This window comes from Gottfriedia acidiceleris (assembly GCF_004138285.1).
Lineage (GTDB): Bacteria > Bacillota > Bacilli > Bacillales > Bacillaceae_G > Gottfriedia > Gottfriedia acidiceleris_A.
The window spans coordinates 24,602-37,609 of sequence record NZ_SCFN01000005.1; the positions used below are offsets into that span (position 1 = coordinate 24,602).

Consider the following 13,008-nt stretch of genomic DNA (forward strand, 5'->3'; position numbering starts at 1 on the left):
ACTTTAATATGTAAGTTAGATTTTATTTGGCTTAGGGGTTGAACATATGCAAGATTTTCATAAGAAACAGATGTTTCTTATACCCGTCTATCTTTTAACTGCTCTTTCAGTGTTTCTGATCGGAACTGTGGTCTATATTCAGCCTAAAATAGGGATAATTTTTATCATTATCTTTTTATGCGTTATTTTTCTAGTTGTAAAGTTAGAAATTAAGTATCGCTACGTTTTAGATATGTATATAGAATCAGTTATGTCGAGAGTGAAAAATTTAAGTAACGAAGCAATTACAGAAATGCCAATTGGAGTATTACTTTATGATAGAGAGTACCATATTGAATGGGGCAATCAATATATTTTAAATATTTTAGACGATCGTTCATTAATTGGTAAACACATATATGATCTATCTGAAGGATTAATGGCTTTAATTTCGAAAAAAGAGAAAAAAGAAGATGTATTGAATATAAGTAAAAGAACATATCGGGTAGTCATTAAAAGAGAAGAGCGATACATTTACTTATTTGATGTGACAGAACAGGCACAACTAGAGAAGTTATACGAAGATCAAAGAACAGTAATCGGAATTATTTTACTAGATAATTACGATGAAATGACACAGGGATTAGATGATCAAGAGCGTTCTAGTGTAAATGGTGCAGTAACAACGATGTTAAATAGTTGGGCTAATAGCCATGGTATTTTCTTAAAACGTGTTTCATCCGATCGATATAGTGTAGTTTTAAATGAAGGAATTTTGGCAGCATTAGAAAATAATAAATTCTCTATATTAGACCAAGTAAGGGAAGAAACTACAAAACGTAATTTACCGCTTACTCTAAGCGTCGGTGTCGGAGTAGGCAGTTTAAATTTAACTGAACTTGGTCAACTAGCGCAATCTGGTTTAGATTTAGCACTAGGGCGCGGGGGAGATCAAGTAACTGTTAAAAATATAAACGGTAAAGTAAAGTTTTTCGGTGGAAAAACAAACCCTGTAGAAAAGAGGACGAGGGTTAGAGCGAGGGTAATCTCGCATGCTTTAAGAGATTTAATGAAGAGTAGTACCAATGTTATGATAATGGGTCATAAGTTACCTGACATGGATGCTCTTGGTTCAGCAGTTGGTATCTTAAAAATGGTAATGCATAATGAAGTAGATGGTTATGTAGTAATTGATAAAGATGAAGTAGATAAAAGTGTTAATCGGTTGATGAGGGAAATGTCTAAAAATGAACAATTTATGTCTTGTTTTATTTCACCCGAAAAAGCAAAAGAACTTATTTCTGAAGATACATTAATAATCGTAGTAGATACCCATAGACCAACAATGGTTGAAGAAGAATCACTTTTAAATGAGACAGATAAAATTGTTGTTATAGACCATCATCGAAGAGGAGAGGACTTCATTAAAGATGCAATTCTCGTTTATATGGAGCCGTACGCTTCCTCTACTGCAGAATTAGTAACTGAGTTATTGGAGTACCAACCTAAGAAAATCAAATTAAGCATGCTTGAGGCAACAGCCTTACTTGCAGGAATTATTGTTGATACAAAGAGTTTTACTTTCCGAACAGGAGCACGAACTTTTGACGCAGCATCATACTTACGTTCGAATGGCGCAGATACGATCCTCGTTCAAAATTTACTAAAACAAGATATGAATGAATATATTCGCAAAGCAGAATTAATAGAGGAAGCCTATATGTACAAAGAGGGCTTTGCGATTAGCTTTGGAAAAAACAATGTAAACTATGATCAAGTTTTAATCGCGAAGGCTGCAGATACATTATTAACGATGACTGATGTCATTGCATCTTTTATTATTGCGAAAAGATCAGATAATGTTGTTAGCATCAGCAGTCGTTCATTAGGGAATATAAATGTTCAATTAATAATGGAAGAGCTTGGCGGTGGCGGTCACTTAACAAATGCTGCTGCACAAATTGAATCTTCTTCAATCAGAGAAGTTGAACAACATTTATTGAGAATAATCGATGAATATATTGAAGGGAGAACAAACAAATGAAAGTAATTTTCTTAAAAGATGTAAAAGGAAAAGGTAAAAAAGGAGAAACTAAAAATATCGCAGATGGCTATGCAAGCTTCCTAATCAAAAATGGAGATGCTATTGAAGCTACTGCAGGTAATATGAAAACTCTTGAGGCGAAAAAAAATAAAGAATTAAAAGATGCACAAATCGAATTAGAAAATTGTAAAAAGCTAAAAGAAACAATTGAAACTCTAACAGTAGAATTAAAAGCTAAATCAGGTGAGGGCGGTCGTCTATTCGGATCAATCACAAGCAAGCAAATTGCTGATGAGCTTCAAAAAGTACATGGTATTAAACTAGATAAGCGTAAATTCGAAATGAATGATGCGATTAGAGCACTAGGTGTAACAAATATTAAAGTAAAATTGCATCCTGAAGTAAGTGCAACTTTAAAAGTACACGTTAAAGAACAATAAGAAAAACAAGCATCTGGAGGACTAGAAATGAGTGATTTGCTAAATGATCGTACTCCACCACAGAATATAGAAGCTGAACAGGCTGTATTAGGAGCCATATTGTTAGACTCAGAGGCGCTAATATCAACTTCAGAACGGCTTTTACCAGATGACTTTTATCGAGCTGCCCATCAAAAAATATTTGAAGCGATGCTTAAGATTGCTTCAAGGAATGAGCCTCTAGATGTTATCACGCTAACTTCTGAACTAGCTAATCAAGGAGTGTTAGAAGAAGTAGGAGGAGTATCATACTTAAATGATATGCTGGCTTCAGTACCAACGGCATCTAACGTTGAATACTATGCAAAGAGCGTTGAAGAAAAATCTACTTTAAGAAGATTAATAAGAACCGCGACAAATATTGTAACGGAAAGCTACGCGCCAGATATTCCAGTGGATGTTGTACTAAACGAGGCTGAAAAAAGTATTTTAAAAGTAGCACAGCGCACGAACGTTTCTGGTTTTCAAAGCATTAAAGATGTAGTATTTACTACATTTAGTAAAATTGAGACCTTATTTAATCAACGTGGTGAAATCACAGGTGTACCGACAGGGTTTACTGATTTAGATCGTATGACAGCGGGATTTCAACCGAATGACTTAATTATAGTAGCCGCCCGTCCTTCTGTAGGTAAAACAGCTTTTGCATTGAATATCGCACAAAACGTAGCGACTAAAACAGATGAAAACGTAGCAATTTTCAGTCTCGAGATGGGCGCAGATCAGCTTGTAATGCGTATGCTATGTGCGGAAGGGAATATTAATGCACAGGCATTGCGTACAGGTAATCTTGAACAAGAGGACTGGAATAAGCTTACGATGGCTGCTAGTAGCCTAGCTGGTACAGGCATATATATCGATGACACACCTGGTATTAGAGTAAATGACATACGTGCTAAGTGTAGAAGACTGAAGCAAGAGCATGGCTTAGGAATGATCCTAATTGATTATCTGCAGCTAATTCAAGGTAACGGCAAAAGCGGAGAAAATCGTCAACAAGAAGTATCTGAAATTTCACGTTCTCTTAAAGGACTGGCGAGGGAATTAAAAGTACCTCTAATAGCCTTATCTCAGCTATCACGTAGCGTAGAGTCAAGACAAGATAAACGTCCAATGATGTCTGATATCCGTGAATCAGGAAGTATTGAGCAAGATGCGGATATTGTTGCGTTCTTATACCGAGACGATTACTATGATAAAGAATCAGAGAATAAAAATATTATTGAAATTATTATTGCTAAACAAAGGAATGGTCCAGTAGGTACTGTTTCATTAGCATTCGTAAAAGAATATAACAAGTTCGTAAACTTAGAACGAAGGTTTGATGAACAAGCACCAGGTGCCTAAAAATAGTTTGTAATCAGACAGTCGCCAATATGTTCAAGCAGTCTGATCTCTACTATTTGGGATGCCATCTAAAAAATAATCACATAGTGAATCTATGTGATTATTTTTTTTTTTGTTAGGGCAAACTATTTTTATCAAATTCTTTAGTTTGTATTTACGAACAAATAAAACTTAGAACAGAATTATTCAAAGAGATTTATTGACAAATTCCGTAAGTTTGATATACTAGTTTTGGTTTTAGTTCGGAAATAGCGTATTTTAATCGGAGGTGCAGTACATTGTCATCAGTAGTAGTAGTTGGTTCTCAATGGGGAGACGAAGGAAAAGGAAAAATTACTGACTTTTTATCACAACAGGCAGAAGTAGTTGCTAGATATCAAGGTGGTAACAATGCAGGTCATACAATCGTATTTAATGGTGAAAAGTACAAACTTCATTTAATTCCATCAGGTATTTTCTTCTCAGATAAAATTTGTGTTATTGGAAATGGTATGGTTGTAGATCCTAAAGCTTTAGTTCAAGAGCTAGCATACCTACATGATAAAGGTGTTTCAACTGACAACTTACGTATTAGTAACCGTGCTCATGTTATCTTACCTTATCATTTAAAACAAGATGAGTTAGAAGAAGAGCGCAAAGGTGATAATAAGATTGGTACTACTAAAAAAGGTATTGGACCAGCTTATATGGACAAAGCTGCACGTGTGGGAATCCGTATGGCAGACCTTTTAGATAAAGAAGAGTTTTACGAAAAATTAAAACGTAATCTTGAAGAGAAAAATAATTTATTTGAAAAAATGTATGATTCAAATTCATTAAATATCGAAGAGATTTTTGAAGAATATTATGAGTTCGGACAACAAATTAAAAAGTATGTGTGTGATACTTCTGTTGTATTAAATGATGCAATTGATGGTGGAAAACGCGTATTATTTGAAGGCGCACAAGGGGTAATGTTAGATATCGACCAAGGTACATACCCATTCGTTACTTCTTCTAACCCAGTTGCAGGTGGAGTAACAATTGGATCTGGTGTTGGTCCAACAAAAATTAATCACGTTGTTGGTGTATGTAAAGCTTACACTACTCGTGTTGGTGAAGGTGCATTCCCAACTGAGCTTTTCGACGAAATTGGAAATACAATTCGTGAAGTAGGTCGTGAGTACGGTACAACTACTGGAAGACCAAGACGTGTTGGGTGGTTTGATAGTGTAGTAGTTCGCCATGCTCGTCGCGTTAGCGGTATTACTGATTTATCACTTAACTCAATTGACGTATTAACAGGACTAGAGACTGTAAAAATTTGTGTTGCTTATAAATTCCGTGGAGAAACAATTACTGAGTTCCCTGCTAGCTTAAAACAACTTGCAGAATGTGAGCCAGTTTATGAAGAACTTCCAGGTTGGACAGAAGATATTACAGGAGTAAAAACGCTTAATGAACTACCAGTTAATGCAAGACATTATGTAGAACGTGTGTCTCAATTAGTAGGTATTCCATTATCTGTATTCTCAGTTGGTCCAGACCGTAACCAAACGAATATCGTACGTAACGTTTACGGAGCTTAATATAATAAAAAGCCCTTAAATAAAAATTTAGGGGCTTTTATTATTTTTTTTAAAAAACTATTGCAAAATTATTAGAAAGTATGATAAGATAAATCTTGTCGTCATAACTAGTACATAGTTTATGAACTTAATCATTTTATGAGCCATTAGCTCAGTAGGTAGAGCATCTGACTTTTAATCAGAGGGTCGAAGGTTCGAATCCTTCATGGCTCATCTTTTCTTTAATTAATGTGGCCCGTTGGTCAAGCGGTTAAGACACCGCCCTTTCACGGCGGTAACACGGGTTCGAGTCCCGTACGGGTCATCTTTTTTTTAATAAACTTATCTTGGTCCCGTGGTGTAGCGGTTAACATGCCTGCCTGTCACGCAGGAGATCGCCGGTTCGATCCCGGTCGGGACCGCCATATAATGGCTCGGTAGCTCAGTCGGTAGAGCAGAGGACTGAAAATCCTCGTGTCGGCGGTTCGATTCCGTCCCGAGCCATCATAAAAACTACTGTATATACAGTAGTTTTTTATTTTATATCAACCTTATAGAGAATAGATTTCTAGTTTGAATAAAACAGTTCGATTTTACAAAAAAACATACTTAATTTAAAATAGAAGTAAGTGGAGTAGACCTCTAGCAACAAGCTAGAGGTTTTTTTCAAAAATCTAGTGTTTATATATAAAATGAATAACACGTAAGATCGTAGTCGTATTATATTTAGAGAGATAGTCCACAAAACGAAATTACTATGAAAAGTTTATTTGTTGCCTAATTTAATATTAAATTGCAAAAGATAGGTATAGAATTGAAGGTAGCAAAAACTGACTAGAAAAGGAGTGCGGGGAATGAATAAAAAAATATTAATAGTCGATGATGAAAAACCAATTGCTGATATATTGAAGTTTAATTTAGAAAAAGAAGGTTTTGAAATTGTTTGCGCGTATGATGGAGAGGAAGCATTACAAAAAGTAGATGAGTTTCTTCCTGATCTAGTTTTATTAGATATTATGTTACCAATTAGAGATGGTTTAGAAGTTTGTAGAGAAATTAGAAAGAACCATGAAATGCCGATCATTATGATTACAGCAAAAGATTCAGAATTAGATAAAGTACTAGGTTTAGAAATGGGTGCAGATGACTACGTAACAAAACCATTTAGTACACGTGAGTTGCTTGCCAGAGTAAAAGCAAATTTACGTAGACACCAAACAGGAACTACATCTGAAAAAGAGGAGTCAGTTGAAGTTATTATTGGCTCGCTTGTTATTAATCCAAATGCTTATATCGTAACAAAACGTGGCGAGAAGATAGAATTAACTCACCGCGAGTTTGAATTACTATATTACTTAGCGAAGCATATCGGACAGGTTATGACGAGAGAGCATTTGCTTCAAACCGTTTGGGGTTATGATTACTTTGGAGATGTACGAACTGTCGATGTAACAATTCGAAGACTTCGTGAAAAAATTGAGGACAATCCAAGTTATCCACTTTTCATTGTAACAAGAAGAGGAGTAGGATATTACCTGCGTGATCCGGAGCAAGATTAATGGCAGCTTATAATAAAGTTGGTTTATTTAAATCAATTGTATTTAAATTTGTACTTGTTTATATTTTACTCATCTTGGTAGCTATGCAAATTATTAGCGTTTATTTTTCAAGAGAGCTTGAAAAGCAACTAGTAAATAGTTTTACAGTTGCGATAAACGAACGTGCTAAGCTACTGGCTTATAATATAAAAATAGAGTATGAAAAAAAGAAAACTCTGGACGATCCAGAAGTAAAAGCTAATATCCAAAAAATAGTTTCTGACTTTGGAAAAAATATTGGAATATCAGACGTAAGAGTTATTAACCAAAATAGTGAAGTCATAGCTACTTCGGATTCTAGTAATCGATCTATTGTTGGTAAAAGGACTACTGATATTTTAGTTAAAAGAGCACTCTTAGTAGGTACTAGAACTGAGAAAGTGTTAATTGATCCTAAAAATGGGCATCGAATGAAAACCATCGTTACCCCAGTAATGGAAGGCGATGAAATTGTTTCAGCCATTTACACGAGTGCTTCAATGGAAAGCACTTATGAAAGAATGGAATTAATTAACCGTATTTTTTCAACTGGTACACTTATAGCAGTCGCGATTACATCAATTTTAGGGATATTATTGGCTAAAGCAATTACGAAGCCAATCTCTGAAATAAGAAGACAGGCACAAGAAATGGCGAAAGGAAATTTCTCTCGCAAATTAAAGGCCTATAGTGAAGATGAGATTGGTGAATTAACGATATCATTTAATAATCTATCACGTAATTTACAGCAAGCTAGAGCTTCAACGGATGGAGAAAGAAGAAAGCTTCAATCAGTACTAGAGCATATGTCAGATGGGGTTATTGCAACTGACCGAAGAGGGAAAATTATTCTCTTAAACGATCCGGCTGAAACGATGCTTAATGTTTCACGTGAAACAGTATTAAATAAATCAATCTTAGAGGTATTGGGAATCGAAAAGATTAATACTTTAGATGATTTATACGATGAGCCAGATTCTATTATGTTAGATTATAGCGATAATAAGAGACCAATGATTCTACGAGCTAGCTTTTCAACTATACAAAAAGAGTCTGGTAAAGTTAATGGTCTAATCGCCGTACTCTATGATGTAACTGAACAAGAAAAAATAGAGCAAGAACGTAGAGAGTTTGTGGCAAATGTTTCGCATGAATTAAGAACACCGTTAACAACGATGAGAAGTTATTTAGAAGCATTGTCAGATGGAGCTTGGGAGAATAAAGAAATTGCACCTAAGTTTTTACAAGTAACTCAAGATGAAACAGAACGAATGATTAGACTAGTAAATGACTTATTACAATTATCTAAGTTAGATAGTACAGAATATCGTTTAATGAAAGATTGGGTTAACTTTACAGAATTGTTTAATCGTATAATTGATCGACATGAAATGAGTAAGTCTCAAGCAGTGTCGTTCAAACGCGAGTTTATAAGTAAGACAAGATTTGTATTTATAGATGAAGATAAAATTACACAAGTGTTGGATAATATTATTTCGAATGCATTAAAGTATTCACCAGAGGGTGGGACTGTAACTTATCGTATTAAAGAGTCTAGAGATCAAATATTAGTTAGTATTACTGACGAAGGCATGGGAATTCCAAAAGAAAATCTATCAAAGATATTTGATCGTTTCTATCGAGTAGATAAAGCTAGATCGAGACAAGTTGGAGGCACTGGCCTAGGGCTTGCTTTGGCAAAAGAAATGATTTACGCGCACGATGGTCATATATGGGCTAAAAGTGAAGAAGGAAAGGGTACAACAGTCTATTTCACACTTCCAGTGGCTGATGACCAAGAGGATGAGTGGGAATGAGAAGAGAACATATAAAATCAGTTATATTAACTACTCTTGTTATAGTAAGCTTAGTTCTTTCATATAGCTTATGGTCATATCAACCAACATACGATGTACTTCAAAATCAAGACTATGTCCAAAAAGTTTCAATTGGTGCAAAAAGAGACTTTAAGGACATAGTAATTCCGAATTTATTAGTTGTTCATGAATCAAATAAAAATTATGAAACAACTAAACAGAGTAATATATCACCAATTTATAGATCATTGCAGAAATCCGAAATCACAAATTTTGAAAACCTGACAAATAAAACGTCTGAAGTTGCCTACCAATCAATAACAAAAGGAAAAAATAAATTAGAAATTATTTTTCCAACTGTAGTGCCAGTAGAGACATTAGGTAAAGTTCTTAATCTAGATGCAAAACGATTACAAAATGTTTTATTTGACCGAATGATCATCAATTTATCTACTAAACAGGATTCTTCAGCAAGGATCTATTTTTCAAATGAGGCACAAAATATTCTCTATGGAGCATCGTTTGATAACTCTTCAATCATTGCTTCAGTTGAAAAGATAAGAGACAATTACCAAAGCTTTACTGAAAGCTTAAGATATAAGTTAGACTCAGGTAAAATAATTTATTTACCTAAAAAACCAATCAAATTAACAACGATGGAATTCCTTACAACGGATATAGATGTTGATAAATTAAAAGATGCAATATTTAGTGATCCTTCAAATGTCCGAAAAGAAAGTACTGATTCGGGAGATACATTCACAGACGGTACTAGATTAATGTCAGTTTCACCATTAAATCGTTCGGTTTCATTTGTTAACCCGACAACACCTGAAAACAATAATAATCAAAGTCCTAACTTATTAGTCCAAAGAAGTGTTGATTTTATTAATGCTCATGGTGGTTGGACTGATGGTTATATTTTGTCTGGTGTTAAACCTGAAAATAATGAAGTTTCATTTAGACTTTTTGTAAATAATTTACCTGTGTATAATAATTCAACAATTACGACGAGCTGGGGAGTAGACGATATAGAAACCTTTAAACGTCCATTGTATAAATTTAGAATCCAGGTGGACAAGAAGGAAAGTGAAATGGAGTTAATGGCAGGTTCTCAAATTATGGAGATCATATCTAATAATAAGTCTATTAACAAATCTCTTATTAAAGATATTAGCTTAGGGTACGAGACGATATTTGATGAAAGTAATTCAACAATAAATCAACCGTACTATAATAGAGCAATCCAGTTAAAACCTGTTTGGATCATAAATTATGATGACTCCTATAAGAAGATTGATCAAGATTTGCTAAGTAGAACTGGGGTGAATATTGTTGGATTGGAGTAGAATCAAAACAATATTTATTTTAACTTTCTTAGTATTAGATTTATTTTTAGCGATTCAATATTATCAAAAGCGAAGTAGCGATCAGTTTGATACGATGGCTGAATCGAGTATTGAGGAGCAATTAAAGGAAAATGATATCACATATGTGACATTACCTAAAAATTCTTTAAAGGAATCTTATATATCGGGTAATAGTAAGGATTTCTCGAAGAAAACTATTGCTGATAGAAAAGGACAGAATATACAAATCTACAAAGATGTATTACAAAGTCAATTGAAAAAACCAGTTCCAATTGCAGATACAAATAAAATACTCTTCTTAGAAAACTTTGTGAAGGAGTATGTTTGGAATGGTGGTAACTATCGTTATTGTCAAATAGATCAAAAGTCAAAAACGATATACTTCTGTCAAACCTATAAAGAACGCCTAATTTATAATATCGAAAGCTCAGTAGTTGAAATAAAGTATAACGATAATAATGAGATTTACGGGTATCGCCAAAGATATTTAGAAAACTTAAAAGAAATGATCGATAAAAAGAATGTGCAAGAAGCTTTACCGGCAATTAAAGCCATTGAAAATTTATTTGTGAAAGATGAATTAAAACCGAGTGATCGAATTACAAAAGTTGATTTTGGCTATTATACAGTAATCCCGTTATCGAATGGAGTTAAATTCATAGCACCAGCATGGCATATAGTTGTCAATGAACAGCAGGATTACTTTGTAAATGCTATTGAGGGCCAAATAATTAAGATAGATAAAGAACAATGGAGTGAATAGCGATGAGTCTGCATTTTAGTGTACTTGCAAGTGGCAGTACCGGAAATGCGTTATACGTTGGGACGGAGAAAACTAAGCTTTTAGTTGATACAGGGCTAAGCGGTAAAGCAATGGAGTCTTTATTTAAAGATATCAACAGGGATATAAAAGAAGTTTCCGGCATTCTAGTCACGCATGAGCATAGTGATCATATTAAAGGGCTTGGAGTTCTTGCCAGAAGATATCAAATCCCAATTTACGCGAATGAAAAAACATGGAAAGCAATGAACCATTTAATTGGAGAAATTCCAACAGAGCAAAAGTTCATTTTTAACATGGAAACGACGATTCAGTTTGGAGATATTGAAGTTGAATCATTTGGTGTATCACATGACGCTGCTGAACCAATGTTTTACGTATTTCATCATAACGAGAAAAAATTTGTTACAATTACGGATACAGGCTATGTAAGTGACCGAATGAAGGGAATCATTTCTAACGCAGATATGTACATTTTTGAAAGTAACCATGATGTCGAAATGCTACGCATGGGTAGATATCCATGGAGCATTAAGCGCCGTATATTAAGCGATGTCGGTCACGTATCAAATGAAGATGCTGCACTTGCAATGTCAGATGTAATTGGAGATAAAACAAAACGTATTTATCTTGCACATTTAAGCCAAGATAATAATATGAAAGAGCTTGCCAGAATGTCTGTTACACAAACATTAGAGGGAAAAGGATTTGAAGTTGGGATGCAATTTGAAATTCATGACACGGATCCTCAAAAACCAACAGATATAGTGTATGTATAAAACAAAGCGCATACTTAAGGGGAGAGTTTACTTTCTCCTCTTTTTTTTACGTTAAAAAATTATAAATTTGGCAGCAGGGAGAGGTACTCGACGTAGTCGCCAATTTTAGGAATTAAGTATAAGTGCAACTGCGCCTCTGACTTCGCCTAAAAGGCTCGTCAATCGACGAGTTTTCTTTATGTGCTAAAAAAAGGAGCTGTGTATAAGTGGAAAAAACAATTTTAAGCTGTGATGAGCATGTTGAATGGGCTCTTGACGATTTTGTGGATAAGTATAGTGAAACGCCTCTGTTGAATAAAGTCGAAAAAACGCATAATATATCCACAACCTGTGAATATTGTCAAAATGATGCCATATATATTGTATCGAACATAGATTCCCCTACTAAATGTGGATAGAAATTGTGGGTATGTGGATAACTTTTGTGTATAACTTGTTTGTAAAGTGAGGATATAGTGTGAATATCTCAATTATCAGTGTTGGAAAGTTAAAAGAGAAGTATTTAAAGATGGGAATCGATGAATACATAAAACGATTATCTAGTTATGCAAAAATGGATATTATCGAAGTCCCAGATGAAAAGGCACCAGAGAATTTAAGCGATGCAGACATGCTAATCGTAAAGGAAAAAGAAGGCGAAAGAATTTTAAGTAAAATAGCAGAAGATGCTTATGTAATTGCATTAGCAATTAAGGGGAAGGAACATACGTCTGAATCACTAGCAAAAAAAATAGATCAACTTGCCACATATGGAAACAGCAAAGTAGCATTTGTGATTGGTGGGTCATTAGGTCTAAGTGATGCTGTGATGAAAAGATCGGATGATACATTGTCATTTTCAAAAATGACTTTTCCGCATCAGCTAATGAAATTGGTATTGGTGGAGCAGATTTATCGAGCTTTTAGGATTAACAGGAACGAACCTTACCATAAGTAGAGGCGAATTTGAGGATAAAAGGGAAAAAGTCCAAACCAGGGCTTTTTTCTTTTGCTCAGTTGCTAATAGGGTACATAATTGTAAGGATTTACAAGAGACACACAAATCATATTTACTAAGTGTTTTTTTAATAGCAAATATGATTGTCAAATATTCTATCTAAATTCTTGATAGTAAAAAAGTAATATACAGAATTTCGAAAATAATCCCATCTATTTGTTTGAGACCTCTCAGTTTGCTGAGAGGTCTTTTTGATGTGCTGTTAGCTTGTTCAATAAATATATTTACCGAGGAACGAGTTCCCCCAACTTCTATTTTTGTAAAATTGAAGTAAAACAAAAGAAAATTATG

Annotated in this window: 11 protein-coding genes and 4 tRNA genes; all 15 read left to right on the forward strand. The window is 34.3% G+C overall.

The genetic code is table 11. From position 1 onward, the window contains the following. The first annotated feature begins 46 nt into the window (after window positions 1–46). The 15 genes from EP747_RS08955 (at window position 47) to rlmH (ending at window position 12,657) form a co-directional block, all read left to right on the forward strand. Entirely contained in the window at window positions 47–2,023 is a 1,977-nt protein-coding gene (locus EP747_RS08955; RefSeq protein ID WP_129689578.1) for a DHH family phosphoesterase, read from the forward strand. Then, window positions 2,020–2,463, forward strand: a complete 444-nt coding sequence (gene rplI, locus EP747_RS08960; protein WP_114344961.1) for a 50S ribosomal protein L9 — start codon at window positions 2,020–2,022, stop codon at window positions 2,461–2,463. The genes EP747_RS08955 and rplI overlap by 4 nt, the downstream gene beginning before the upstream one ends. A gap of 27 nt (window positions 2,464–2,490) precedes the next feature. Next, entirely contained in the window at window positions 2,491–3,849 is a 1,359-nt protein-coding gene (dnaB, locus tag EP747_RS08965) for a replicative DNA helicase (RefSeq protein WP_129689579.1), read from the forward strand. A 278-nt stretch (window positions 3,850–4,127) separates the two neighbouring features. After that, window positions 4,128–5,417 (forward strand): adenylosuccinate synthase, encoded by a 1,290-nt coding sequence (locus tag EP747_RS08970; RefSeq protein ID WP_097976434.1) that lies wholly within the window; start codon window positions 4,128–4,130, stop codon window positions 5,415–5,417. Window positions 5,418–5,557: 140 nt separating this feature from the next. Beyond that, window positions 5,558–5,630 (forward strand) — tRNA-Lys (locus tag EP747_RS08975). A gap of 19 nt (window positions 5,631–5,649) precedes the next feature. Next, window positions 5,650–5,721: transfer RNA gene (locus tag EP747_RS08980), tRNA-Glu, on the forward strand. A 24-nt stretch (window positions 5,722–5,745) separates the two neighbouring features. Continuing rightward, window positions 5,746–5,821: transfer RNA gene (locus tag EP747_RS08985), tRNA-Asp, on the forward strand. Between the two features lie 6 nt (window positions 5,822–5,827). Further along, window positions 5,828–5,900: transfer RNA gene (locus EP747_RS08990), tRNA-Phe, on the forward strand. 350 nt (window positions 5,901–6,250) lie between these two features. Further along, entirely contained in the window at window positions 6,251–6,955 is a 705-nt protein-coding gene (gene yycF / locus EP747_RS08995; RefSeq protein ID WP_088012660.1) for a response regulator YycF, read from the forward strand. Next, window positions 6,955–8,790 carry a cell wall metabolism sensor histidine kinase WalK gene (gene walK / locus EP747_RS09000; RefSeq protein ID WP_129689580.1) on the forward strand — a complete coding sequence of 612 codons (1,836 nt, stop codon included), beginning with the start codon at window positions 6,955–6,957 and terminating at the stop codon, window positions 8,788–8,790. The genes yycF and walK overlap by 1 nt, the downstream gene beginning before the upstream one ends. Continuing rightward, window positions 8,787–10,139 (forward strand): YycH family regulatory protein, encoded by a 1,353-nt coding sequence (locus tag EP747_RS09005; protein ID WP_129689581.1) that lies wholly within the window; start codon window positions 8,787–8,789, stop codon window positions 10,137–10,139. Before walK ends, EP747_RS09005 begins: the two co-directional genes overlap by 4 nt. Continuing rightward, the gene (locus EP747_RS09010) at window positions 10,126–10,923 is read left to right on the forward strand and encodes a two-component system regulatory protein YycI (RefSeq protein ID WP_129689582.1); all 798 of its coding nucleotides are present in this window, start codon (window positions 10,126–10,128) and stop codon (window positions 10,921–10,923) included. The genes EP747_RS09005 and EP747_RS09010 overlap by 14 nt, the downstream gene beginning before the upstream one ends. Before the next feature lie 2 nt (window positions 10,924–10,925). Next, window positions 10,926–11,720 carry an MBL fold metallo-hydrolase gene (locus tag EP747_RS09015; RefSeq protein ID WP_056467200.1) on the forward strand — a complete coding sequence of 265 codons (795 nt, stop codon included), beginning with the start codon at window positions 10,926–10,928 and terminating at the stop codon, window positions 11,718–11,720. Window positions 11,721–11,926: 206 nt separating this feature from the next. Next, window positions 11,927–12,118 (forward strand): CxxH/CxxC protein, encoded by a 192-nt coding sequence (locus tag EP747_RS09020; protein WP_114344968.1) that lies wholly within the window; start codon window positions 11,927–11,929, stop codon window positions 12,116–12,118. A 59-nt stretch (window positions 12,119–12,177) separates the two neighbouring features. Then, the gene (rlmH, locus tag EP747_RS09025; RefSeq protein ID WP_129689583.1) at window positions 12,178–12,657 is read left to right on the forward strand and encodes a 23S rRNA (pseudouridine(1915)-N(3))-methyltransferase RlmH; all 480 of its coding nucleotides are present in this window, start codon (window positions 12,178–12,180) and stop codon (window positions 12,655–12,657) included. Window positions 12,658–13,008: the final 351 nt, after the last annotated feature.

What these genes read in the sequence shown, in the direction of transcription:
- EP747_RS08955 (WP_129689578.1), top strand. Translation starts at nt 47, where the DNA reads ATGCAAGATTTTCATAAGAAACAGATGTTTCTTATACCCGTCTATCTT.
- rplI (WP_114344961.1), top strand. Translation starts at nt 2,020, where the DNA reads ATGAAAGTAATTTTCTTAAAAGATGTAAAAGGAAAAGGTAAAAAAGGA.
- dnaB (WP_129689579.1), top strand. Translation starts at nt 2,491, where the DNA reads ATGAGTGATTTGCTAAATGATCGTACTCCACCACAGAATATAGAAGCT.
- yycF (WP_088012660.1), top strand. Translation starts at nt 6,251, where the DNA reads ATGAATAAAAAAATATTAATAGTCGATGATGAAAAACCAATTGCTGAT.
- walK (WP_129689580.1), top strand. Translation starts at nt 6,955, where the DNA reads ATGGCAGCTTATAATAAAGTTGGTTTATTTAAATCAATTGTATTTAAA.
- EP747_RS09005 (WP_129689581.1), top strand. Translation starts at nt 8,787, where the DNA reads ATGAGAAGAGAACATATAAAATCAGTTATATTAACTACTCTTGTTATA.
- EP747_RS09015 (WP_056467200.1), top strand. Translation starts at nt 10,926, where the DNA reads ATGAGTCTGCATTTTAGTGTACTTGCAAGTGGCAGTACCGGAAATGCG.